This is a genomic window from Vibrio tapetis subsp. quintayensis, from assembly GCF_030409945.1.
GTDB lineage: Bacteria > Pseudomonadota > Gammaproteobacteria > Enterobacterales > Vibrionaceae > Vibrio > Vibrio quintayensis.
In genome coordinates this window covers 133,212-157,741 of record NZ_JAUFQV010000043.1, presented here as the reverse complement: position 1 = coordinate 157,741, position 24,530 = coordinate 133,212, and the positions used below count along the sequence as shown (strand labels likewise).

At 43.9% G+C, this 24,530-nt stretch carries 18 protein-coding genes; 9 read left to right on the top strand and 9 right to left on the bottom strand.

Annotated elements, in window-relative coordinates:
* Positions 1-94 precede the first annotated feature (94 nt).
* Positions 95-2,212: an LruC domain-containing protein gene (locus QWZ04_RS21680; protein ID WP_290330355.1), complete on the top strand. Its 2,118-nt coding sequence runs from the start codon at positions 95-97 to the stop codon at positions 2,210-2,212.
* Between the two features lie 20 nt (positions 2,213-2,232).
* The gene (locus QWZ04_RS21675; protein ID WP_290330353.1) at positions 2,233-2,673 is read left to right on the top strand and encodes a hypothetical protein; all 441 of its coding nucleotides are present in this window, start codon (positions 2,233-2,235) and stop codon (positions 2,671-2,673) included.
* Positions 2,674-2,762: 89 nt separating this feature from the next.
* Here QWZ04_RS21675 and QWZ04_RS21670 read toward each other — a convergent pair whose 3' ends face one another.
* Positions 2,763-3,734 carry a sensor domain-containing diguanylate cyclase gene (locus QWZ04_RS21670; RefSeq protein WP_290330351.1) on the bottom strand — a complete coding sequence of 324 codons (972 nt, stop codon included), beginning with the start codon at positions 3,732-3,734 and terminating at the stop codon, positions 2,763-2,765.
* 154 nt (positions 3,735-3,888) lie between these two features.
* Here QWZ04_RS21670 and QWZ04_RS21665 point away from each other — a divergent pair, with 154 nt between their 5' ends.
* The 3 genes from QWZ04_RS21665 to QWZ04_RS21655 all read left to right on the top strand — a co-directional run bounded on the left by QWZ04_RS21665 (position 3,889) and on the right by QWZ04_RS21655 (position 5,916).
* Complete coding sequence (locus QWZ04_RS21665) at positions 3,889-4,239, top strand: HopJ type III effector protein (protein WP_290330350.1); 351 nt, start codon at positions 3,889-3,891, stop codon at positions 4,237-4,239.
* A gap of 198 nt (positions 4,240-4,437) precedes the next feature.
* Positions 4,438-5,031, top strand: a complete 594-nt coding sequence (locus QWZ04_RS21660) for a LysE family translocator (RefSeq protein ID WP_290330348.1) — start codon at positions 4,438-4,440, stop codon at positions 5,029-5,031.
* 18 nt (positions 5,032-5,049) lie between these two features.
* Positions 5,050-5,916, top strand: a complete 867-nt coding sequence (locus QWZ04_RS21655) for an AraC family transcriptional regulator (RefSeq protein ID WP_290330346.1) — start codon at positions 5,050-5,052, stop codon at positions 5,914-5,916.
* On the opposite strand, the gene QWZ04_RS21650 is transcribed toward QWZ04_RS21655, so the two are convergent.
* From QWZ04_RS21650 to QWZ04_RS21630, 5 genes are all read right to left on the bottom strand, one after another.
* The gene (locus QWZ04_RS21650; RefSeq protein ID WP_290330345.1) at positions 5,917-6,855 is read right to left on the bottom strand and encodes a LysR family transcriptional regulator; all 939 of its coding nucleotides are present in this window, start codon (positions 6,853-6,855) and stop codon (positions 5,917-5,919) included.
* Between the two features lie 68 nt (positions 6,856-6,923).
* A complete protein-coding gene (locus QWZ04_RS21645; RefSeq protein WP_290330343.1) occupies positions 6,924-8,216 on the bottom strand; it encodes a hybrid sensor histidine kinase/response regulator in 1,293 nt (430 codons plus the stop codon).
* A 7-nt stretch (positions 8,217-8,223) separates the two neighbouring features.
* Positions 8,224-8,832, bottom strand: a complete 609-nt coding sequence (locus QWZ04_RS21640) for a chemotaxis protein CheB (protein WP_290330342.1) — start codon at positions 8,830-8,832, stop codon at positions 8,224-8,226.
* A complete protein-coding gene (locus QWZ04_RS21635; protein ID WP_290330341.1) occupies positions 8,825-9,721 on the bottom strand; it encodes a CheR family methyltransferase in 897 nt (298 codons plus the stop codon). Before QWZ04_RS21635 ends, QWZ04_RS21640 begins: the two co-directional genes overlap by 8 nt.
* A 21-nt stretch (positions 9,722-9,742) precedes the next feature.
* On the bottom strand, positions 9,743-13,963 hold the full coding sequence (locus QWZ04_RS21630) for a response regulator (protein ID WP_290330340.1): 4,221 nt from the start codon (positions 13,961-13,963) through the stop codon (positions 9,743-9,745).
* 427 nt (positions 13,964-14,390) lie between these two features.
* On the opposite strand from QWZ04_RS21630, the gene QWZ04_RS21625 reads away from it, so the two are divergent.
* Positions 14,391-15,110: an SDR family oxidoreductase gene (locus tag QWZ04_RS21625; RefSeq protein WP_290330339.1), complete on the top strand. Its 720-nt coding sequence runs from the start codon at positions 14,391-14,393 to the stop codon at positions 15,108-15,110.
* Between the two features lie 93 nt (positions 15,111-15,203).
* Here QWZ04_RS21625 and ppsA read toward each other — a convergent pair whose 3' ends face one another.
* Positions 15,204-17,579, bottom strand: coding sequence for a phosphoenolpyruvate synthase (ppsA, locus tag QWZ04_RS21620; protein ID WP_290330338.1), 2,376 nt, complete (start codon positions 17,577-17,579; stop codon positions 15,204-15,206).
* A 184-nt stretch (positions 17,580-17,763) separates the two neighbouring features.
* Between ppsA and ppsR the strand changes: the two genes are divergently transcribed.
* The gene (ppsR, locus tag QWZ04_RS21615) at positions 17,764-18,597 is read left to right on the top strand and encodes a posphoenolpyruvate synthetase regulatory kinase/phosphorylase PpsR (RefSeq protein ID WP_290330337.1); all 834 of its coding nucleotides are present in this window, start codon (positions 17,764-17,766) and stop codon (positions 18,595-18,597) included.
* A 178-nt stretch (positions 18,598-18,775) separates the two neighbouring features.
* On the opposite strand, the gene QWZ04_RS21610 is transcribed toward ppsR, so the two are convergent.
* Together QWZ04_RS21610 and QWZ04_RS21605 are read right to left on the bottom strand one after the other, a co-directional pair.
* A complete protein-coding gene (locus QWZ04_RS21610) occupies positions 18,776-20,146 on the bottom strand; it encodes an L-serine ammonia-lyase (protein WP_290330336.1) in 1,371 nt (456 codons plus the stop codon).
* Positions 20,147-20,156: 10 nt separating this feature from the next.
* A complete protein-coding gene (locus QWZ04_RS21605; RefSeq protein WP_290330335.1) occupies positions 20,157-21,704 on the bottom strand; it encodes a sodium:solute symporter family transporter in 1,548 nt (515 codons plus the stop codon).
* 326 nt (positions 21,705-22,030) lie between these two features.
* Here QWZ04_RS21605 and QWZ04_RS21600 point away from each other — a divergent pair, with 326 nt between their 5' ends.
* Positions 22,031-23,329: an MFS transporter gene (locus tag QWZ04_RS21600; protein WP_290330334.1), complete on the top strand. Its 1,299-nt coding sequence runs from the start codon at positions 22,031-22,033 to the stop codon at positions 23,327-23,329.
* 111 nt (positions 23,330-23,440) lie between these two features.
* On the top strand, positions 23,441-24,457 hold the full coding sequence (locus tag QWZ04_RS21595) for an ester cyclase (protein ID WP_290330333.1): 1,017 nt from the start codon (positions 23,441-23,443) through the stop codon (positions 24,455-24,457).
* The last annotated feature ends 73 nt before the right edge of the window (positions 24,458-24,530 follow it).

Below are 24,530 nucleotides of genomic sequence, written 5' to 3'. Positions count from 1 at the left end.
CAAAATACCAAAAATACAATTCATTAAAAATCAACAATTTAAAGTTGGCACATTACTTGATATATCCCTAGTGACATTAAAAAAGGGGATGACTATGAAAACTCATATTGGTTTAATCGGACTATCTTGCTTGGCCTATCAAACTGCAGCACTTGCTGCTCCGTTTGATACTTGCCCGAGTAAAGCCTATTTATTTCAATCTAAGCCTGTGCAGGTATATGGCATTAACCTAGTGACCGGAACAACCGCTCTGCTGCAAGGAGACACAGGCAGTAGTTCTAACATCAATGGCGTCGGTTTTAATGAAACTGACCGTTACATTTACGGTTACGACACCACCAACAAGAAAATCGTGCGATTGGGTCAGGATTTTCAAGTCGAAGACGTCAATACAATAAATTTACCTACCGAACATACGTTCTATGTCGGCGACGTATTTGACCACAGCTACTATTTGTACCGAACCGGCAAAGGCTTGTTCAAAGTTGACCTCACTCCACTGGACTCCGATCCAAACGCCGTACTCGATGTGGTTAAAATTACTAATACAGCCACCGTGCAATTAACGGACATGGCATTTAACCCAGTGAACAGTAAATTGTACGGCGTCGATAACAGAACCGGCTATCTTTATGAATTTGAACCAAGTACTGGTGTTAGTACTTACAAAGGTGAAACGGGCCACACTGGTACGTTTGGCGCTGGTTATTTTGATGTCAACGGCAACTACTACTTATCACGAAATAGCGATGGGCACGTATTTCGTATCGCACTCGGTGATCAAGCAAATATAGATGCAGGAAATGTAGCGGCATCACTGTTTGCTGTTGGCCCTTATTCAAGCCAAAACGACGGCGCCCGCTGTGCAAATGCCCCCGTTATTGATGAAGACTCAACCATCGATTTTGCTGATGCGCCAGACTCGTATTTAACGACACTAACAAGCAATGGTCCTCGTCACCAAATAGACAACTCAACCTGGTTAGGGTTTTCTCAGCCTGATGGTGACCAAGATGGCATGGTATCACCACAATCTGATGATTCAGTTGGAATTGATGATGAAGACGGCGTTGGTTTTGTTACTGCTATAGAGCCCGGTTTAGATGCGGTGGTTAACGTATACGCGTCAAACTCTGGTTATTTGTCAGCATGGATTGATTGGAACCAAGATGGCGACTTTGCCGATGCCGGCGAGCAAGTGTTCAGCGATGAAAGCCTGTCTTCGGGACAAAACGCAATGGTTTTTACCGCTGACATCAATGCCGTTGCAGGTACAACGTGGAGTCGATTCCGCTTTAGCCAACAATCTGGATTGGATTACTTTGGTGGGTCAACATCTGGCGAGGTAGAAGATCATACTTTGACCGTCACCGCCGCTAACACCTCTCACCGCTACTTCCCATCCGAAACAGGTTACGTGACCCTTTCTTATGAAGATAACTGGCCGTTTACCGCAGATTACGACATGAATGATGTCACGCTGAGATACAGGATCACTGAGGTCATCAAAGATGGCGTCGTCGCTAAAACCACCATTTCAGGCAAGCTTGCAGCGGTGGGTGCCGATTACCACAGTGGGTTTGCTATCAGATTACCCGGGGTGAATGCAACCGACATCAACGGACTCACCACTCGATTAATCGTCAATGATGACGTTCAGAATGAATCTGGATTAGAAACGGATATGACCGAAGCCAGCTTTGTGATCATCAACGACGTGATTGACCATAAGTCTGCTAAGTGTCGTTTCTTTAGAACACAAGACAGCTGTGAAGAAGATCTGAACTTTGAATTTGAACTTAACGTGTCGTTCAACGATGGCACGGATACATCAGGCCTTGCTGACATGCCCTATGACCCATTCATTTTCGCAACACCTGGTTACTACCATGGCAGTGGCATCATTGAGAAGCCAGGAAGAAGCTGGGAAGTTCATTTACCTGACCAAGCACCAACGGAAAAATTCGATAGTGCGAACCTATTCCAGAATATCGGAGCTGATGCCAGTGACCCAAGTAACAACGTGTACTTCAAAACCATTAACAACCTGCCTTGGGCGCTGTTGATATACGACGAAGATTGGATGTGGCCACTAGAACGCGTAGACATGTTAAAAGCGTATCCAAACTTCCAGCAATATACAGAAAGTGGTGGCAATACCAACACCAACTGGTTCAAGTCAAAATTCGCAGTCAGCCAATACTGTTACTAATTACGATTAAGGAGCAACCCATGAAAAATTTAACGTTAAGCCTAATGATTACTCCTCTTCTCGTTGCATGTGGTGGCGGTGGTGAAAGTGGCGGAACCAGTACACCAGCAGCCCCAATCGCCCCTATTGCAGCGGTTAGCCAAACGTCCGATTTAGTGGCACCAGAAGGGTTTGATTACAACCCTATTGAATCTAGAACACTGACGGTCGATTTATCAGCATCACGTAGCCAACGTGCTTATTTGTCGGTATATACCCGTTACGTAGAAATTAATGGTGGCGTAAAAGTACCGGACTACGGGAGCCGAGTCGCCGCGACACAACTTGATAACGGCAAAGCCAGCATCGATTTAACCATTGCTGATAGCCAAGATAACGTACTAGCAGAAGTGTGGTTTTACGATGGTAGTGACCCACTACAGCAAGAGTTTTCCACTAACCAAACGAGCTGGTATTGGTAATAAGCTATCCATTATCCCGCGACTCGTCATGTAACGCCCCTTTAGCCGCACCTTGTCAGTGCGGCTTTTTTTATTTGGAGAATCAGAAGTTAACGGCGTTTGGTCTGCTTGTGTTGATACATATTGCGATCGGCTTCGGCTAAGAGTTCATCGAAGGGTAAGCTGCTGTAACAGTCGATCACACTGGTGCCATAGCTTACGGAGCTGAGTTCCAATCGAGTACTGCCACGCACAAGGTCTGCGTATTTTTGCTCGACTCTTGCAGCTAACGCACCCAGTTCTAGTCGGGAGCCAACTTGCGAGATAACAATGAATTCGTCTCCGCCTACTCTTGCTATCACATCACTTTCTCGGAAATTTTCTTTTAACACGGTTGCAAGTGTCACGATGCAATCATCCCCAGCTTGATGACCAAACTTATCATTAACGAGCTTCATGTTGTCGATATCAAGATAAATCACGCCGACTGAGCTTTGGTAGCGTTTGGCATCTTTTAATTTTTGTTCACCCAATATGCTTAACCCACGTCTATTGAGCACATCGGTCATATCATCAGTAAGCGCCAGATCTTGTAGAGTTTGAAAGTCTTCAAACATTTTCAGGTCTGAAGTGATCAAACGCGCTAACTGACTCAGCAGCTTATTCATAGTGACACTGTAACCAGTGCTTTTGGTATCAATGACACAAATTGACCCAAACGGTTTCCCATCAGGCCAATAGAGCGGTACTCCGCAATATGAACGGACCTCCCCCTCAGCAACGGGAGGGGCATGACGCCAGAATTCATGCGCTATCGCATCGTTAACATATAAGTCTGTTTCATTTTCGATCATATGACGGCAAAAACCTGTGACATCCCAGCTCCACGAATCGCCTTTGTGCAGAAAATTATTCTCATTACTGCTGGTTTTAATCACATTAAATTGACCATCGTGCAACTGAACAATCGCACCGCACGATGCATCAAAAAGCTCTGCCATTAAGTCCGCTGTTTGCTGCCATTTGTCTAAGTCGATCACGTCTTGATCGGACTTGGTCAAGCATTCATGCTCTTTCTTCATATTAAAGCTCCAACAGCACACATTATGTAAGTATAGACAATGCTCCGACTTTCCTGCTTTTACCGCCATTAATCTAGATCTTAGTTAAATTTGCTGTCAAAGTAGGGCTAATCATCACTTACTCAAATGTAAATTTAACCAAGGAAACAGGCAAATGGAATTAACTCAGTTTATTGAATTACTGTCGACTCAACCAGAAAACGTTGAATTTGAACAAACAATGGCGGTTATTGATGGGCAGTTTGAGTTTACACCGACGGGTTTTGGCAATGGAGAAATCCGAAACGAAGCAGGCCAGAACAACGGATCTTGTAAGATTTTCGCTTTTGCATTACTTCAAGAACTGACCGCCGAACAAACATTGGCTTGCTTTGGTCGTTATTACCGCGAAGACGTATTAGCGCATCCAACCAATGACGATCATCAAAACATCCGTAACTTCATCACCCACGGTTGGGATGAAATTCGATTTGATGGTCAGGCGCTGGTTGCGATTACGCAATAAGTGTTCAGTCGAAAGATCGAGTAAAACCATCACAAAACAAAGCCCGAATTTCACATCACCAACGGGCTTTGTTTTCTCTCCAACTCTAGTTCTTAACGCCGTTCCCTTTTTCTCTTGTGCCTTGTGCCCGTACCTTGCAATATCATTCAATACTCCACACGCGGTATTCACTATCCTCTAATTTTCAGAGGGTAAAATATGAATAACGTTGTCATCGCCATGGCCACCTTTGCTGTTGTTGGCGCAATAACGCCAGGGCCAGTTAATTTTATTGCCACCAGCGTCGCCATTAATCACGGCAGTAACCAAGCAGCAAAGCACGTAATTGGCGCTTCTGTCGCCTATGCTTTGGTGGTGTTATTGTGTGGTGTATTGATGCAGTTATTGCTCAAAACCTTGCCAAGAGTGGAATTTGGGATGCAATTAGCCGCGTCCGGATTTTTGCTGTATTTAGCCGTCAAGATTTATCATTCGTCATTTTCTTCTATTGAATCAAAATCTAAGCAGCAGTCTGGGTTATTGTCTGGATCCTTACTTCAATTTCTTAACCCTAAAGCGTGGTTAGTTGCCGCATCGGGTGTTAGCTTATATGTGTCGGGTCAGGAACATGGCCAATACATGCTGGGCCTATTTGTTGTTATCTCTCTGGCTGCTTGTTTAGCAGGAGTGGGGGCATGGGCATTACTAGGGCGAGTAATTTCCAAACGTTTGGAATCTGTCGCACAGCGGCAAAAGTTCAATCAGTTGATGGCAGGGTTGCTTGTTGTATCCGTCTCACTCATGTGGGTCTAAATTGAAAGGTCAACAATCATGAAAACCGATCACAGCGCGAGGTTTAAACAGTGTACGCTGTTTCCGTGGATAGAATTACGCCAAGCGAATCAAAGTACCGCCTGTTACGATGCTCATTCTCATGATGAGTTCTCATTTGGTTTGATCCTAGACGGTCAGGCCATTTATCAAAATAAACAAACTACGCACCACATATCCACTGGTGATATCGTCACCATTAACCCTGTTGATGTGCATTCTTGCAACCCAATATCAGCCACTTGGTCCTACAATATGTTGTTTGTTGAGCCCATCAATTTAGGCCGAATTCAACATGACATTTGGGGGATTGCTCCGAAGCAATACGAACCATTTTTACGAGACGTAGAGCGTAAAGATTCTTTAAAACAAACATTTATTGAGCTCTATTCTAGTTTACATCACTCTACTTCTGCCCTTCATACAGAAACTTGCCTGTATCAATTCATCGAAGACTGTTTCGAAAAGCCGGAAGGTTTTGAAAATCTGGGCGGTTTTAAAAAATCAGCTAGCAAAGTAACAAAAGATCTCAAGCACAGCCCTAATATTTCTTTGGTACGCGATAAGCTTTTTGATGAACTAGAAAAACCCCACCAGCTTGAAGATCTTTCAAGTGAAGTCGGCTTAACTCGTTTTCAGTTACTCAAAGCGTTTAAAAACCAGTATGGAATGCCGCCATACGCCTATTTAATGGATGAGAAAATAAAGCGCTCTAAAACCATGCTCAAATCAGGCCATGCGCTTTCTGATGTTGCTTTAGCACTAGGATTTTCAGATCAAGCCCACTTCCAAAGGCAGTTCAAAAAGAAACTCGCCGTCACTCCTAAGTTCTACCAGTCGCACTTTATAAACCGAGAAACAGGCTGACTAAGCGTTTAACTGTTCAAAAGCCTGCTTCATAAAGTCTAGAAATGTACGCAACCTGCGTGGTTGGTATTTGTCTCTGTGGTAAATGGCCGAGAAAGGCACCGATGGGATCACCCACTCTTCAAATACTTCTTCTAACTCTCCAGCTTCTAGCTGAGGTGCGCAGTAGATTCTCGGGACTCGTATGATGCCAATACCCGCCGTTGCGCCTTGCACTAACACGCGGCCATTTTTGCACTGCAACTGGCCTTTAATTTGAACATCGGCATGGGGTTGCTGCTTGTCTTTAGATCCGCGCTTACCGGCAGACTGTCCATCGACTTTTAGCTCAAAGCGCCACTTGGTCACCGAACCAACTAAGCAATGGTGTTGGTTTAATTCCCGAGGGTGACTTGGCCTTCCGTGCTGTTCAAGATAACGTTGACTGGCCAGTGTGCCCATTTCAATATCCATGAGTTTCTTCGCGATAAAGCCAGAATCTTCCAAATTGCCCATTCTAAATGCGACATCAAATGCGTCTTCAATCAAGTCCACTCTATGGCTGCTAAAGTCCAAGCTCACATCTATGTCTGGATATTGCTGGATAAACTGGCAAACCATCGGGGCGATGATTTCTTCACCTAAGTAACCGCCCACACAGTTGATGCGAATGGAGCCTTGCACTTTATCGGTATCATCCACCGCAGCGAGTAACGCTTGGTCTATTCGATTTAACGCCTCTTCACATCTAATATAAAAATCTTGCCCAGGTTCAGTTAAACGCAGCATGCGTGTGGTTCGGATAAACAAAGTCACACCCATTTTTTGCTCTAAGTTACTCACCTGCCTAGAGACATGAGAACGCGAAACAGATAATGCCTCGGCGGCTTTGGTGAAGTTTCCCAATTGGGCAATGAGTACAAATGAACGAATATCAGGCAAGTTGATTTGGTTGAGCATGAAGATGGATACCAGTTTGATTGAGTTTCTGTCTTATTGTTGCAGAGATCGGAGCATTAGTTCAGGTATTAATCTGATTCTTCCATTAAAACCGGGAATACAAGCGTAAACTCGGTGCCGTCACCGGGTTCGCTGTGGCAAGAAATACTTCCGCCCAAGGTTTGATTAACTAAATTGTAGACTAAGTACATACCTAACCCACTCCCACCAGAACCTCTCTTGGTAGTGAAAAATGGCTCAAATATCATTTGGCTAACAGACTTCTCCATTCCTTTTCCATCATCCCGGTATATGAGGCTCACTTTGTCTTGCTGCTTTTCAATTGAGATCAATATATTGCCTTGCTCTTCTTCCTCGTAGGCATGGTAGATAGAGTTCATCGTTAGGTTAGTGATGATTTGTGAGAGCACGCCGGGGACCGTGTACAATTCAATGTCTTTCTCACCCTGTACCTCGACAGTGTGCCTCGCCCCATTAATTGCTGGTGACAGACTGTTCACCACTTTTTCTACGTAACTGAATACGTTAATGCTGCGTTTTCGTTCACTGGTTTGATCAACGGCAACCGTTTTAAAATTGGCAATTTGTTCTGCTGCACGGCCTAAGTTCGACAAAATTATTTCAGCAGACATTGGAGCACAGTCGATAAATTCAGACAGTGTTTTTCTACTCATGTTGCCATCTTCAAAACTGCTTTTAAGGTGCAACAGTTTTTCATGTAAAAAAGACGCCCCTGTAATGCCAATACCGATTGGCGTATTGAGTTCGTGAGCGACACCCGCCACTAAACGCCCCAAAGAAGCCATTTTTTCAGACTCAACTAACTGATTTTGCGTGGCGACGAGATTTTCGATGGAACCTTGCAGTTCTTGGGTTCTTTCTTGAACTAAGTATTCAAGGTTCTCTTTATGCACTCTCAGCTCTGCTTCTGCTTTCTCACGCACTTTACACGCTAAATCAAGTTGTTGTTTTTCTTTATGCAATTCAACAAAAACAGATACCTTACTACGCACAACGTCTTCATTAATGGGTTTAACTAAGTAATCTACCGCGCCGCTATCATACCCCTTAAATTCGAACGTCTCGTCTCGGGCAAAGGCGGTGATAAAAATGACCGGAATATGACTGGTTTTTGGGTGGTCAAGAATGAGTGACGCGGTTTCAAAACCGTCCATACAGGGCATTTGCACGTCCATTAAGATTAAAGCGAAGTCATGTTTATGAGCAACAGCGAGAGCCTGCTGACCAGAAAGGGCTTTAACTATCTCTATGTCGAGTGACGCTAACGTCCGCTCGTAAACTCTCAAGTTGTTTGGTTCATCGTCTACAATGAGAATTTTTGGCACTGATTCTGCGTCCATATAAACCCTACTCTGTTTGGGCGAGTTGGCACATGAACGGCGCTATTTCATCTAAAGGTATAACGTAATTGACGTCATGCGAGTTGATCGCCGCCTTTGGCATCACATCTACCTCCGCCGTTGTTGGTTCTTGCACCAATGTTAAGCCACCATTACGGTGTATTTCTTTGAGCCCTAAACTGCCGTCACTATTTGCTCCAGTAAGTATAAGACCGATTAGCCGATTTTTGTAGCAAGCGCTGGCACTTTCAAAAAGCACGTCAATGGAGGGAATGGAATAGTTAACGGGTGGTTCTAAACTGAGGCTAAAATATTGAGCTTTTTCAACGAGTAAATGATATTTTACCGGAGCTATGTATATCGTGCCTACGCAAACCGGCTCGCCTAATTCAGCTTCTTTTACCGCCATTTTGCACAACCGTTGAAAATAACTGACCAAAAAATCCGTATTGCTGTCTACCTCATAGACCACCTCTCCCCGATGCTGAACCACAATAACAGCCAATGGATAGTCGACGGGTAAATTAGGTAAAATTTGAGTCAATGCTTTCAACCCGCCAGACGAAACCCCAATGACTACTGCCTGATAGTCAGATTCATCAGCACCCTTAATCATAATTCACCTTTTGAAATAGACATTGTGCCTTTGCAATGGCGGTGAAGTTATCCTTTTGCGCGTTGAACTCTAATGATTCTTTATTTCCTAGTAATAAGTAACCTCGGTACAACAAGCTTTGATTAAACAACCCCAGTACGGAATCTTGCAAACTACGATCGAAATAGATCAAGACGTTGCGACAGACAATAAGGTGCATTTGAGCAAAGCACTGATCTTTTATTAAGTTATGGTGGGCAAATGTGATGTTCTGTTTGAGATCTTCATGCATGATTGCGTAACCATGCTTCGCTTGATAATAATCAGAAAAGGAGGCCTTTCCACCAGAGGATAAGTAGTTCTTAGTATACTGCGCCATTTTGTCTGCATGATAAATGCCTTGTTCGGCAATAGAGAGTGATTCATTATTAAAATCAGTGGCATATATTTGGCAACGAGAGAGTAGTCCCTCTTCTTTAAGAAGGATGGCCAAAGAATACACTTCTTCGCCTGTTGCGCACCCAGCGTGCCAAATATTGATTCGAGAATAGGTTTTTAATTGAGAGATAATTTTATCTCTCAATACTTCAAATACTTCAGGATCTCGAAACATTTCCGTAACGGTAACGGACATTTCTCTAAGAAACAGTTCAAAGCAATCCACATCATAAAGCACCTTGGGGATCAGCTCTGAGATTCTCGAAAGCCCTGCTTTTTGCACACAATTACGTACACGACGAGTCAAAGATGCTTGAGCATAATGACGGAAATCGTAGCCATAGCGAAACAAAATCGCTTCTAGCAGCAATGCTAACTCTAAATCCACCACTTCATCTTCTGATGGTGTTGAACTGAATAGAGCAACATTTGAGTGCGCGCTCATCACTTTGTTCTTCATATCGTCAGGCACCGACCTCTCCGTTAATTAACATCATTGATGTTTAAACAACCAAATTCGTAAAACAGAGATAAGCTTTTCGAAATCGATTGGCTTGGTTAAATACTCAGAAGCGCCAGATTGAATGGCTTTGTCTCTGTCTTCAGGCATGGTTTTAGCCGTAAGCGCAATAATTGGAATATCTTTATACTGTTTCATTCCTCTGATCGCCATCGTGGCTTGGTTGCCATCCATAACCGGCATCATGGTATCCATTAGTATCAACTCGAAGCTGTCATCTTGCTCTAGCATGTCGATCGCCTCTTGGCCGTTATTGGCCATCTCCACATCGCAACCCACATCAATGAGCTTTTTGGACAAAGCGTAGGTATTTCTCATGTCGTCATCAGTGAGCAAAATGCGACGGCCTTGTAGAATGGCGTCTTCATCATGAAGTAGACGCATTGCTTGCTTATCTTTGGCCGTCATTACCTTGCTTAGTTTGTCCTCGATACCATGCAAGAATAACGATATATCGTCGAGTAATCGTTCTGGAGAACCGGTGCCTTTAATCACTACGGTAGAGGAGTATTGATCTAACTGGGTGTGTTCCTCATCAGAAATATCTTTACCTGTGTAGACAATCACCGGAGGCATTTGTGGCATGTTTGCCAAGCTCACTTTCTCTAACAGCTCCAGCCCGGTCATATCGGGCAATCCGAGATCTAATATGACGCATTCATATTTCCCACTGAGTATTTCTTGATATCCCTCTTCACCAGTGGCGACTGACATTGCTTTTAGGCCAATGTTTTCTAATAATCTTCTCGTCGCTGTACTGTGGTGGCCATTGTCTTCGATAATGAGTACCTGACGGATTTTTGCTTTTGACAGGTTTTCTATTTCGATGAGCACTTGCTGAAGTTGCTCACTACTTACAGGTTTGGTTTGTAACCCTATCGCGCCCCCCGCCATGGCCTCACTGCGATTTTCACTATGAGCAGAAATGATTTCTACCGGTATGTGCTGGGTCTTGATGCTCGATTTCAATTGTTCAAGCACTTGGTGACCATCGATATCTGGCAGCATCAGGTCTAGCACTATGCCGTTTGGTTGGTAGTGTTGCGCCAAGTAAATTCCAGAGCGTCCATCACCTGCCACTAAGCACTTGTATCCACTTTTACGAGCGTGGTCTCTCAATATTTTTGCAAAAATCTTATCATCGTCAATAACTAGTAAGCTTTTGTCGGCAGCCGTAATATCACTTCGGTCATCGGCAACAAACACATTAAGCTGTTGATCCGTATTATCTAAACTGCCTTCTATTGAGCGAGTGCTAGACATCACTTTTTTTAACTCATCTCGCGCATGTTGGTTCTGATCGTGTGTGTGCTGATAATGGGTATCAACATTGGCACTAACAAGCGCGACGTCGTCACTGGAAGATTCAGTTTTAAATGATGCATTCGAATCAAGTTCAAGAGGTGAAAGGGATAAAGGTAAATAGAGCGTAAAACAACTGCCTTTATGTAATTCGCTTGTGAGTTGAATTTCACCCCCAAGTAAATGACTCAGCTCTCTGGCTATCGTTAGCCCTAACCCTGTGCCCCCGTATTTTCTGCTAGTGGAACCGTCTTCTTGTTGGAAAGCTTCGAAAATCGCTTGGATTTTATCTTCACTAATACCGATGCCTGTGTCGGTAACACGGACTGCAATACAGCTATTTTTGGTCAGTTTGCTATTGCGGTAAACGACATTGTCATCAGGCATCGTAAACAGCACCCTTACCGAGCCCATCTCTGTAAACTTAATGGCGTTTGCGATTAGATTCCTCAAAATTTGTTCTAATCGCTGACAATCGGTTGCAATTTTACTTGGCATGTCCTCTTCAATATCAATAACCAATTCTAAGTTTTTGTTATTTGCGAGAGGATTAAACAGCTTCAACAGCCTGTCTTTTATCTGCGTCAACATTGTGTCTTCAATGTGAATGTTCAGCTTTCCTGCTTCCACTTTGGAAAGATCTAAAATGTCGTTAATCAGTGACAATAAGCTTTGCCCGCCATCGTAGATGATGTGCGCGTCTTCAACTTCGGTTTCATCCAAATGCCCACTGTTGTTATCGGCTAAACCTTTAGCTAGCAATAATAGGCTATTGAGGGGCGTTCGCAGTTCATGGCTCATGTTGGCCAGAAATTCAGATTTATACTTGCTCGCGATGGTCAGTTCATTCGCCTTGATGATGAGTTCTTGTTCTGATTCAGCAATCTTGTCTTTTTGTGCCTGTAGATCTCTCTGTCTTTGTGCCAACTCTTCATTAGACACTTTTAGCTCTTCGCTTTGTTGCCTCAGTTCCTCTTCCGACGCTTTCAATTGCTGAGTTTGTTCTACCAGATTTTCATTTGAACTTTTTAACTCTTCTTGCTGCTCTTGTAATTGTATTGCCTGTTTATTCGAGTCATCGAGTAATACTTCTATCCGTTGACGAGCCAGCACGTTATTAATGACTACGCCCAGATTGCCGCCCACTTGATGAAGTAAATCTTGCTGGACCTCGGTAAAACAATGGAAAGATGCCAATTCAATTACGCCAAGGCATCTATTTTCAAATATGACAGGTATTGCAATTACAGTCAGTGGCGTATGTTCACCTAATCCCGAAGATATTTGCACATAATCATCGGGAACGTGCGTCAACATTATCGGTTGTTTTTCCAACGCACATTGACCGACTAAGCCCTCACCCAACTCAATGGTGTTGTTAACATTTTTCCGCTGAGAATACGCATAACTGCCCAGTAACTTTAACCTTGTATCGTTATGGTCATCATTCATTTCATGCTGCGCGACATAAAAGACACCATGACCCGCGGAAATGATCTTAGCCAGTTGTTGGATCACCCCCTCTGATAGGTGCTGTAAGTCATCGGCGCCTTGAACCAAGGAGCTTATTTTTGCTACCTGTGTTTTTAGCCAGTTTTGTTGCTCAATGTTTTCCATCACCTTGGTTTTTTCTTGGCTTTCTCGCTGCAGCTTTTCATTACGCTCTTGGAGTTGATTGAGCATGTCTTGCAAGGCGATGCCGAAAGTATCTTCATTGGACAACAGCTTGACTTCTACATCCCAATTTCCTTTGGCGATCTCTTGGGCTAATTTGACGCGCAAATTCAACGTCGTGACCATTTTCTCTAGCGCTGAGAATATGCCAGTTAACTCCGTTTTTGATTCAAAGCTGATATCCGTTTTACCGCTTGCGACTTGTTGGGTAATGGCCATGATCTCAAGCGGCTCTCCACCAATAGGATGTTTGATTTTCTTACTGATGTACCACGCCAAAACAATAGAAAAAAACGTACCAATTAATGAGAATATGCTGATAAGAAATAGCGAGTCTTCACTTTGCGATTGCAGTGTGGGCCCAAGTTGATCTTGGTCGGACTTCACAGACAATTTAACATCTTCTGCCGCTTGAGAGATGGTCGGGCCTATCACATCAAGTTGTTTATTAATGATACTGTTCCGCTTTTCAATTAATTCCTCCAAAGCCATAAAATGCTTTTGATAGAGCGTCTTAACGGTTAAAAATTCACTAAATAATTGACGACGCTGAGGGTTATCCAGTTGCTCATCTAGGGTCTCGATAAGTTGGTCTATTTCAATGCCGAGTTCTTTTTCAACTCGCTGCGCTGCTTCTGGCGAGTTAGTGGTCAAAAATTTATTAGCATACAAACGCGCTAACAACACGTGCTCTTGAATTCTTGCTGCATAATAAGAGGCGTCTGGATCTCTGTCGTTAAATGCACTCTTCATTATCGCAGAAAGCTTAACCCGCATTTCTAAACCGGCAGGGTCTAAGCTATCAAAAACGAGAAGATCTCGCTCTTTTTTGAACTCAACAATCGCGTCGAAATTTCTAACGTAATCGTTGATTGAGTCGCTAATGATGGACACTTTTTTGGCTCTTTCGGGCTGCTCAATTTCAAGCTCCGCTTCTTTGAGGAATTGATTGAGCTTTTCAAGCCGGGATTGATAGTTAATGACACTGGTCTCGCTGCCAGTTTTAAAAAAATCTTTGACGTATAAACGCGCCAGTAACATGTTGGCTTGTAAACGCCCAGCCAAATTGGTGTCTCTTGCCAACAATCGATATTCTTTAAAGCCTGCGCTGCTGTCGCTTAGGGCGCTATAGGACAACGCCGAAGTAATAATTAGGATGGAAACAAGCACACCGAAACCGAGTGATAATAGGGCAGACAATTTCATTCTATCGAACATAACAAACCTCAGTTTCGCCAGTGGCATTCACAATGGCCTTGATAACTATAGTTAATAGTAGGTCATGAAAAGGGTTTTGCCATCTAGCGATAACCATTTGAAAATACGTCTTATATTAGTAAAAACAAGGTCGGTAATTCGGCTCAACAACCCGATTAAGCATGATCTTGCTAGCCGCTCTTTCTTGTTAACCCCCTCACTCTGAATTCAGAATAATAAAAAAATCAACTCGTTACCTTTGATGTTATGGCACCAACAGCCGTAGCTACTCCCCGCCCCTAATTGTTGCACGATAACAACAGTGTTTTAAGTTAACCGCTATATATCAACAATAGGCAATTACTTAGAATACATTCCATCGCAGCTTCTGAGGCTTTTAGCCATACGCTGCCTCACATAAACAATGAGATAGAGAAAGGTCATAATAATGAAAAAACTAATCGTAATTACAGGTGCAAGTTCTGGTATTGGCGCAGCCATCGCACGTCGTTTGAGCACTGAGGGACACCCTCTATTATTATTGGCCCGCCGCATAGAACAGTTAGAAGCATTAGATTTGCCAAATACACTTTGCGCCCAGGTTGACGTAACCGACAAAGCAACGTTTGATGATGCCATTTCAAAAGCCGAAGCACTTTACGGACCAGTTGATGGATTAGTAAACAACGCCGGCACTATGCTACTGGGCCAAATCGATACTCAAGACGCAAACGAATGGAAAACCATGTTCGATGTAAACGTGATTGGTTTACTCAATGGCATGCAAGCGGTATTAGCGCCAATGAAAGCACGCAACAGCGGTACAATCATCAACATCAGTTCTGTTGCTGGTCGTAAGACATTTGGTAACCATGCCGCATATTGCGGAACCAAATTCGCGGTGCACGCTATTTCTGAAAACGTTCGTGAAGAAGTGGCAGAAGCAGATGTGCGAGTGATCACTATCGCACCAGGTGCAGTAGAAACTGAATTACTTTCTCACACAACCAGCCATGAAATTAAAGCAGGGTACGATTCTTGGAAAACAGAAATGGGTGGTGTTCTAGCCGCTGATGATATTGCTCGCGCTGTGACATTTGCTTATCAACAACCTCAGAATGTGTGTATTCGTGAAATCGTATTGGCTCCCACACGCCAGCAGCCATAGTCTACCAATGAGCTTATCGGTCAAATAGAGTTAATTCTCTCCTAACCAACGAAAACAGCCCACATCACGTGGGCTGTTTTTTTTCAATTTACTTTATTCTTCGCTGTATTTCTCACCAAGATGAGACCAAGTTTCCACTACGGTGTCTGGGTTAAGCGATAATGAATCGATGCCTTGCTCTAACAACCAGTCGGCTAGGTCTTCATGATCTGAAGGGCCTTGGCCACAAATACCCACGTATTTTCCTGCTTTATTAGCCGCCTTAATTGCCATTGATAGCATGGCCTTAACGGCTTCATTACGCTCATCGAACAAGTGTGCGACTTCACCTGAATCTCGGTCAAGACCCAAAGTAAGTTGCGTCATATCGTTAGAACCAATCGAGAAACCATCAAAGTATTTCAAGAAGCTTTCAGCCAATACTGCATTCGCAGGTAGCTCACACATCATAATGACTTTCAGGCCCTGCTCACCACGACGAAGATCGTGCGCAGCAAGTAGGTCGATAACGGCAGCGGCTTCGCTTACGGTACGAACGAACGGGATCATGATCTCGATATTCTTTAGCCCCATTTTATCGCGAACACGTTTCAATGCTTCACACTCAAGTGCAAAGCAATCACGGAACTCAGACGAAATGTAACGAGAAGCACCACGGAACCCTAGCATTGGGTTTTCTTCCGTTGGTTCATACGCCGCGCCGCCAACTAAATTACGGTACTCATTCGACTTAAAGTCCGACATACGGACGATCACTCGTTTTGGCCAGAAAGCCGAAGCCAGAGTAGAAATGCCTTCTGTGAGCTTTTGAATGTAAAACTCGACCGGACTTTCGTAACCCGCAATGCGCTTGTCGATTTCAGTTTTGATTTCAGCAGGCTGCTCATTGTAACTAAGCAAGGCTTTAGGGTGAATACCTATCATCTTATTGATGACGAACTCTAGACGAGCAAGGCCAACACCTTCATTAGGCACGGTTGCAAAATCAAAGGCGCGATCAGGGTTGCCTACGTTCATCATCACTTTAAGTGGCAAACGTGGAAGTTCATCAACCGCTGAGCGGCGAATTTCGAAATCCAATTCTCCGGCATATACAAAGCCTGTTTCGCCTTGTGCACAAGAAACAGTAACCAAGTCGCCATCTTTCAGTACGCCAGCGGCATTACCACAGCCAACCACAGCAGGAATGCCTAGCTCACGAGCAATGATCGCGGCATGACAAGTACGTCCACCTCGGTTGGTTACGATAGCGGCGGCTTTTTTCATGACAGGTTCCCAGTCTGGGTCTGTCATGTCTGCAACGAGCACATCACCTTGTTGAACTTGATCCATTTCATCTAGGCTTTTTACAACACGTACTTTACCTGCGCCAATACGCTGACCAATAGCACGACCTTCAATAAGGATCTCAGCTTGTTGATTAAGGTGGAAACGCTCCATCACCTTTTTATCATCACGAGAACGTACGGTTTCAGGACGAGCTTGAACAATCATTAACTCGCCGGTGATACCATCTTTGGCCCATTCGATGTCCATTGGACGACCGTAATGTTTCTCGATGATCAACGCTTGCTTAGCCAGAGATTCAATCTCTGCATCAGTCAATGAGAACTGGTTTCTCTCGGCTTCCGTTGTATCGACAACTTCCACTTGAGTTCCCAGCGCTTCGCCTTCGGCATAAATCATCTTAAGCTGTTTTGAACCCAAGGTGCGACGGACAACTGCAGGGTTACCTGCGTTTAACGTTGGTTTGTGAACGTAGAATTCATCTGGGTTTACACTGCCCTGTACAACCATTTCGCCAAGGCCAACCGAAGAAGTGATGAACACCACTTGGTCAAATCCTGATTCTGTATCGAGCGTAAACATTACACCAGATGATGCTTTATCTGAACGCACCATGCGTTGGATGCCCGCAGACAATGCAACGCCTTCGTGATCAAAACCTTGGTGAACACGGTAGGAAATAGCGCGGTCATTAAATAATGATGCAAATACGTGTTTTACTGCCTCGATAACCGAATCGATACCACAAACGTTTAAGAACGTTTCTTGTTGGCCAGCAAAAGACGCATCCGGCAAATCTTCAGCCGTTGCAGATGAGCGAACCGCGACAGACAACATTTCGTCGCCCTCACCCAGTTCTTTGTAACAACGGCGCACGTCTTCTTCTAGGTCGCTTGGGAAAGGCGCCTCCAGAATCCAGTTACGTATCGTTGAACCCGCGACTTTTAGCGCGTTAATATCTTCCACATCCAGAGTTTCAAGCAATGAATAAATACGGCCATTTAGGCCATCAAATTCTAGAAATTGATTGAATGCAAAAGAGGTGGTGGCGTAACCATTGGGTACGTGTACCCCAGCGTTGGCCAAATTTGCGACCATCTCACCGAGAGATGCGTTTTTTCCACCTACTTTGTCAACATCATTCATTGATAAAGCATCGTACCAAACAACATTCTGTTGCATGGGGGAGTCTCCTATTTATTGGATCAGCAGTTAAAAGGAGTGCTAGTAAGCAATCGATTGCGGGGTAGCCATAAAAAGAGCTCCACCACATATTCACAACTCTTATCTAACACTCTATACGGTTATTGTTATAATGAAATCTCGCTGCCAACATTACAATTATTTTTTAAGAATTCAACTTTTTATGCAATTAAATTTAGAGTTTCGTGACGTGTTTTACATATCTGATGGAACAGCAATAACCTCTGAAACCTTAGGGAATGCGGTTCTCGGTCAATTTCCGTTAAAAATCAATCAAACGACGCTACCATTTGTGGAAAACATTGATAGAGCAAATGATGTACAAAAGTTAATCAACCAATCTACTGAGAAATATCAGCAACAACCGTTGGTTTTCTATTCAATTGTTATTCCTGAAGTTAAAGAAATCATCGAGCAGAGCGACGCGCTTACTTACGATGTGCTCAATCTTTTGGTTACGCCCTTAAAATCAGACTTAAACCTCGAACCAAAACCAAAACTTCAACGTTCTCATAGTATTGGCAAAAACAATTCTGAATATATGGATCGCATCGCTGCAATCGAATACACCTTGGCCCATGACGATGGCATTTCTCTCAATAACCTAGAGCAAGCCGACATCATTTTGTTGGGAGTATCACGCTGCGGAAAAACGCCAACGAGCCTGTATTTGGCCATGCAATTTGGTATTAGAGCAGTGAATTACCCATTCATCGCGGAAGACATGAAAAGGCTTAGGCTACCCGATGCCATCGAACCGTTTAGATACAAAGTATTTGGCTTAACGATCGAATCCGAGCGATTACAAACCATTCGCCAAGAACGTTTAGCCGATAGCGACTACGCCAGCGAATCGCAATGTGATACTGAAATTGAAAAAGTAGAATCCATGTTCAGACGAGAAGCGATCCCCTACTTGAATACGACATCACTGTCTGTAGAGGAGATCTCCACAAGATTATTGGAGATGAGTGGGTTGAAAAGGAAGATGTGTTAGGTTACGGGTTACGGGTTACGGGTTACGGGTTACGGGTTACGGGTTACGGGTTACGGGTTACGGGTTACGGGATTTTAATCTGAATACTCCCTGTGTCAACTTGTTCGTATCCTATTTTCTTTTCCTGTAACCCGTAGGACAAAGTCCGTCCGTTTACCCGTAGCGTAGCGCCCTATTCTTACTCACACGGCGGAGCCATATGGATTACCGCCAATCCGCCTAATGACGTTTCGCGGTATTTCTTGTTCATGTCTTTACCGGTTTGGTACATGGTTGCAATGACTTTATCTAACGAGATAAGGCACTTGCTGTTTCGCTTTAGAGCCATACGTGAGGCATTGATCGCTTTCATCGCGCCCATCGCGTTCCGTTCGATACACGGGACTTGAACTAAGCCTCCGATAGGATCGCAGGTCATCCCCAATGAGTGTTCCATCGCAATTTCAGCGGCAATGCAGCACTGCTCATTCGTTCCGCCACGCAATGCGGTTAAGCCTGCCGCAGCCATTGAAGACGATACGCCAATTTCACCTTGGCACCCTACTTCTGCACCCGAAATCGACGCGTTGACCTTATACAACATGCCGATGGCACCAGACACCGCTAAGAAATCTCGTAGCTGTTGAGTATCTAACTCTTTAATAAAAGTGTGGTAATACATCAATACCGCAGGAATGACGCCTGCCGCCCCATTCGTTGGAGACGTAACCACTTGCCCACCCGCTGCGTTTTCTTCACTGACCGCAAACGCAAACACGTTGATCCAATCCATCACTTCTAGGGGGTCGTTCTCAATTGACGCATTCGCTTGCAGTTTTTTACGCAAGGCTGGTGCGCGGCGAGTGACGTTGAGACCACCATCAAGGATACCTTCTGTTGCAAAGCCTCGGTCAACACAAGATGACATTACCTGCCAAATTTTTTCAGCTCGGGCGCTAATGGCTTCATCGCTATGATACGCCAGCTCATTTTTTAAGACCATTCCCCCCAAACTCATGCCACTCGATTCCGCCATCGTGAGCAAATCTTCAGCATTTTTAAACGGGTAGTCCAACGGAACTGGCGCTTCACTGCTGCCAAATTCAAGCTCTTTCGCGGTGGCAATGAACCCACCACCAGTAGAGTAATAGGTTTCCTGCTTCAGCGGTTCACCACTGGAATCGTACGCCGTAATCGACATGCCATTTTCATGCAGTGGCAAATTATCTTGATGAAACAGCAAATCTTGATCGGGATCGAACTTAACTGGGTGCTCACCTAGTATCGGCAGCACTTTGTTATTCAGGCTAGTCGCCATGAGATTATTGGCATTGACGATGTCGATGCTATCAGGCTTGTTCCCCAGTAGGCCTAAGATGCTTGCTTTGTCTGTATGGTGACCACGACCCGTCAATGACAGTGAGCCATACAAGTCGATTTGAACGCGATCGACTTGAGTCAGAATCGGAGATAAAAGCTGTGCGAAAGCATACCCGGCCAACATTGGCCCGTTAGTATGGGAACTTGATGGGCCGACGCCCACTTTAAAAATATCGAAAATAGATAGCATGACTAATACTCTATACGACAGCTGCTAACCAGCCAGGTAAATAGGAACAGAAAATCAACGTGCCAATAGCGAATACAAGCAGCCCATAATGACTGGCCGTCGGCTTGGCAAACAATTGCTTCTGCTGTTGAATAAATTCTAGTTGATGGTCATCGTTTCCGCCCCAAAATCGACTAGCGATAACACCCGTACATAAAAAGACTACGGTTCCTATCGGCGCATACCATGGCCATGAATAATCCATGTCGCGACAAACAAATATAGCAATAATGCTGGCAATGCTACCAGCAATCACCCCTTTTTCATTTGAACGATCAAAAAATAATCCTAATAAGAAAGAACCGAGTCGAATACCTACAAACACAGACGTTAAGCTCGCAATGGTCTTCAACACTGATTCATTCGACACGGCTGTTAGCGCAGGAATCACGACTCCAATTGCGGCGATTAAAGATAGCTTTCGAGCGATGCTTTCGTAATGGCTATCATCAGAATTTGGTTTTACAAAACGTTTATAAATATCAAAGGTCGCAACTGTTGCGATTGAGTTATAGGTAGAATCTAAAGTTGACATGGCTGCGGCAGCAAGGGCTGACACAATAAGCCCAATAATGTACGGATTGGTGTGGTTAAATACGAAATCCAAAATAATGTTATTGCTATTAGCAAACTCCTGTCCACCATAATATAAAAACAGCAAAATACCCATTACGCTAAAAAACAGATAGATGAAAAACGCCCCATACCCACAAACAAGCATCGATTTTTGAGCATTGTGCAAATCTTTTGTTGCTAACGTTCTTTGGATAATCAACTGGTTAGATCCATAAACGCTCAAATGTAAAAAACTCACTGCAACAAGGCCAGCCCAAATCGTAGTATCTGATTTTAGCGTTGGTTCAAATTGAAGCACTTGAAACTTTTCGATTAAGGCGGCACCATCTATCGCCGAAAAATCAATGTTCATTAATAAGATAACGAATATCGCAACACTTCCGATAATCAACACCACAGACTGGAGCATATCGGTCCAAATCACGGTAGATATACCCCCAGCATAGGTATATACGACAGTAAAAAAGCTAATGTATATGATCGCTTCGTAAATCGATATTGGAACCACTTGCACCAAAATCAGTGCGACAGCGTATAAAATTACTCCAGCAGAAATACACTGAACGACAATAAATACAATGGAGTTAATCGTTCTAGCGACGACCCCAAAGCGATGCTCTAAATACTCATAGATAGAGGTGAGTCCCATGCGATAGAAAACGGGGATGAATACAATTACGGCAATAAAAATAACAATGGGATAATTCAAATGGATGGCCATGGCTTGCATTCCCGATTGATATACCCAACCCGGCATGCCTACAAATGTCATCGCACTTATATAAGTAGCAAGGATCGACACACCAGCCGTAAACCAACCAAATTGTTTCCCACCTGTAGAAAAATCGCCTCGATTACTGCTACGCCTATTAACTAAGTAGCTAATAAACAAGGTAGAAATAACGTAAAGGCCAATAACCACAAAGCTTGAATACGTAACCATTATTGAATATACCCTATCGTAAACTGCCATACCCGACAATAAAGAGTACCTTTTTTATTCGATCAGTGAATGTCGATGCGAGATAAATGTGATTTAAATCACCCAATAGATTACAAACCGGTCAATAGGCAATCAAACCCATCATTTTAATTGATCAAGATCACACTAACCCCCGCAATGGGTACGTATTCATTGGGAATAAGATATTGATCACAGTATCACTTGCGACGATTTATGTATGATCCACTTGAACTAAAGCACAGACAAAAAGATCTTCTGTTCCAACCAATTCTTTAGATAGACCCTTTAACACTAGGAATACAGCTATGACAGCACGTAAACACATGAGCGAAGTGCCAATGATTCAGCGAGTTGCTGCTTACATTGCCATTTTGGTAGGTTACTTCTTTTATTGTTACAATTTTGTAATTATTGACTACGTACGCCCTTACATCGTTGAAGCATACGATGGCATCAACCTTGCTGATACTGCACAATTTTATACCTGGCAATCTGTAGGAGCACTCATTGGTGCGCTTAGTTGTGCTTGGTTTGCTTCAAACTTCGGTAAAAAATCAACTCTCATAGCGATCACAGCCTTGAACGGTGGCGCAACGATCGTAAACATGATGTTTACCGACTACACAACATGGGCTTTGATGCGTTTTATCATCGGCATTTCGTTAGGTGGTTACTTCACTGTTGCTGTTTCTATGATGATCGGCCTCTTCACACCAAGCGTCCGCGGCAAATTAACAGCATTTGCATCAAGCATGTTCTCAGTGGCATTAATGGCGATGGGTGCATATGCAGCTTTCATTACAAGCATTGATGCACCTTGGCAGAGTCTAATGTGGGTTGGTGGCATTCCTCCACTAGTCGCTGCTGGTGTCATGGTCTTCCTACTTCCTAGCGACAAAAAAGTTATCGCATACGGTGAAGAAGAAGCGGCAGAACAAGAAGGTTCTTCTGGCCAAGTACAGAAAAAGGGCTCTTGGGGTGAAATGCTAAGCGCACCATACCGCAAGCTAACGATTACCTGTTTATTACTGGCAGGCCTTAACTTCTACGGTTATCAGTTCTTCAGCGGATTCGTGACTACGTACCTAAAAGAAGTTCGTGAATTCGATGGTGCAACAATCGGCGTCATCTTCTCAATCTCTGCATTCGGCTCTTTGTTTGGTGCTTGGGTTTGGGGTGCCATCGCAGACAAATATGGTCGTAAAGTTAACGCATTTGGCTTCATCCTTGCGGGTGTGATGGCTTCTGTCTTCTTTGTTGCTCCTAGTGACTTAATGATCGGCAGTTTAAACATGCTGGCGATTCTTGGCCTTATCTATAACTTTGGTCTGTCTGCATCGGCTGTTTGGGGTGGGTATTTCTCTGAATTATTCCCAGCTCATCTACGTAGCTTTGGAGCAGCCTTGTTCCATGGTGGTCGTATTATCGGTATGTGGGCACCAATGGTATTGGTATTTATCCAAGAGCGTTCGAACTTAGAAACAGCAATGTGGGGCTCGCCAATCGTTTGGATCCTTGCAGGTTTACTATGGTTAACACTTCCTGAAACCTTGAAAGGTGGCATCTTCCATAAAGACAAGTCACTAAAGCAAGCAAACGCTTAAAAAGACCTTTAGATAACAATTCAAAATCGGCAAGTGCAACAGCTTGCTGATTCTAGCAACTAATTTCCGAGTCCTGTTCCAAGCTGACTCGTCGGCAAAAGAGAGAAAACAATGTCTAAATATCAAGAAGCAAAAAATGTTGTACGTCAGTACTTTGATGCAATGGAAAAAGCAACGCACGAAAACGTTGCTGAAGTGCTAAAAGCCCATACTTCTGAAGATTATTTGTGGCGCGGCGTTTACCCGTTCCGCGAACAAGAAGGCGCACAAGCAGCCGCTGATGTTTTCTGGTCCCCTTTAATGAAATCAATGACTCGCATGCAACGCCGTCAGGACATTTTCATCGGTGGTGAAAACGAAGTAGCTGAAGGTGAGATTTGGGTTATGAGCATGGGCCACTTCATGGGGCTACTAGATGCAGAATTCCTTGGAATGCGCCCTACCGGTAAAATCATGAATGTTCGCTACGCAGAATTTAACTGTGTTGTTGATGGGAAAATCACAAAAACTGGCCTATTCCTAGATTTACTTGGCATGATGGATCAAGCGGGTTGCTACCCACTGCCACCATCTACAGGTAAGCACTTTGTCTACCCTGGTCCACGTAATCACGATGGCCTATTGTTTGAAGACGCAGCACCTGAAGAGGGTGTCGCGACGCTGGCACTAGTCAATAAGATGGTTGATGACTTATCAGCACTAAACGACAGTGGCGCTATGGGCTGCCCACCAGAAGTTCTTGCTAAGAGCTGGTCTGAAGACATGATCTGGTATGGGCCTTGTGGTATCGGCGCATCTTACACGATTCCACGCTACCAACAGCAACACCAACTGCCATTCCGTAACAATCTAAAAGACAAGAAGTTCAACGGTCATGTTTGCCGTTTCGCTGAAGGTAACTTCTCTTGTTTCTTTGGCTGGCCAAACCTTTCAAACACTCCTACAGGTGGTTTTTTAGGTATGACTGGCGGTGAAGTTCGTGCAAACATGCAAGTGGTTGATGTTTACTACCGTGACGGCGATAAGCTATCTGAAAACTGGGTACTGATCGATCTTCCTTACTGGCTACAACAACAAGGTTTGGACGTATTCGAACGTACTCAACAAATCTTAAACCCGAACCTATAAACCCATAATACAGCTTCCTTCTGCGCCTCAACCAGAGGCGCATTTTTAACTCGATAGTTACGATTTATATAAT

Bases quoted from the DNA above. Each gene is read 5' to 3' on its own strand.
- QWZ04_RS21680 (WP_290330355.1), top strand. From the start codon at position 95: ATGAAAACTCATATTGGTTTAATCGGACTATCTTGCTTGGCCTATCAA.
- QWZ04_RS21675 (WP_290330353.1), top strand. From the start codon at position 2,233: ATGAAAAATTTAACGTTAAGCCTAATGATTACTCCTCTTCTCGTTGCA.
- QWZ04_RS21670 (WP_290330351.1), bottom strand. From the start codon at position 3,734: ATGAAGAAAGAGCATGAATGCTTGACCAAGTCCGATCAAGACGTGATC.
- QWZ04_RS21665 (WP_290330350.1), top strand. From the start codon at position 3,889: ATGGAATTAACTCAGTTTATTGAATTACTGTCGACTCAACCAGAAAAC.
- QWZ04_RS21660 (WP_290330348.1), top strand. From the start codon at position 4,438: ATGAATAACGTTGTCATCGCCATGGCCACCTTTGCTGTTGTTGGCGCA.
- QWZ04_RS21655 (WP_290330346.1), top strand. From the start codon at position 5,050: ATGAAAACCGATCACAGCGCGAGGTTTAAACAGTGTACGCTGTTTCCG.
- QWZ04_RS21650 (WP_290330345.1), bottom strand. From the start codon at position 6,855: ATGCTCAACCAAATCAACTTGCCTGATATTCGTTCATTTGTACTCATT.
- QWZ04_RS21645 (WP_290330343.1), bottom strand. From the start codon at position 8,216: ATGGACGCAGAATCAGTGCCAAAAATTCTCATTGTAGACGATGAACCA.
- QWZ04_RS21640 (WP_290330342.1), bottom strand. From the start codon at position 8,832: ATGATTAAGGGTGCTGATGAATCTGACTATCAGGCAGTAGTCATTGGG.
- QWZ04_RS21630 (WP_290330340.1), bottom strand. From the start codon at position 13,963: ATGTTCGATAGAATGAAATTGTCTGCCCTATTATCACTCGGTTTCGGT.
- QWZ04_RS21625 (WP_290330339.1), top strand. From the start codon at position 14,391: ATGAAAAAACTAATCGTAATTACAGGTGCAAGTTCTGGTATTGGCGCA.
- ppsA (WP_290330338.1), bottom strand. From the start codon at position 17,579: ATGCAACAGAATGTTGTTTGGTACGATGCTTTATCAATGAATGATGTT.
- ppsR (WP_290330337.1), top strand. From the start codon at position 17,764: ATGCAATTAAATTTAGAGTTTCGTGACGTGTTTTACATATCTGATGGA.
- QWZ04_RS21610 (WP_290330336.1), bottom strand. From the start codon at position 20,146: ATGCTATCTATTTTCGATATTTTTAAAGTGGGCGTCGGCCCATCAAGT.
- QWZ04_RS21605 (WP_290330335.1), bottom strand. From the start codon at position 21,704: ATGGTTACGTATTCAAGCTTTGTGGTTATTGGCCTTTACGTTATTTCT.
- QWZ04_RS21600 (WP_290330334.1), top strand. From the start codon at position 22,031: ATGACAGCACGTAAACACATGAGCGAAGTGCCAATGATTCAGCGAGTT.
- QWZ04_RS21595 (WP_290330333.1), top strand. From the start codon at position 23,441: ATGTCTAAATATCAAGAAGCAAAAAATGTTGTACGTCAGTACTTTGAT.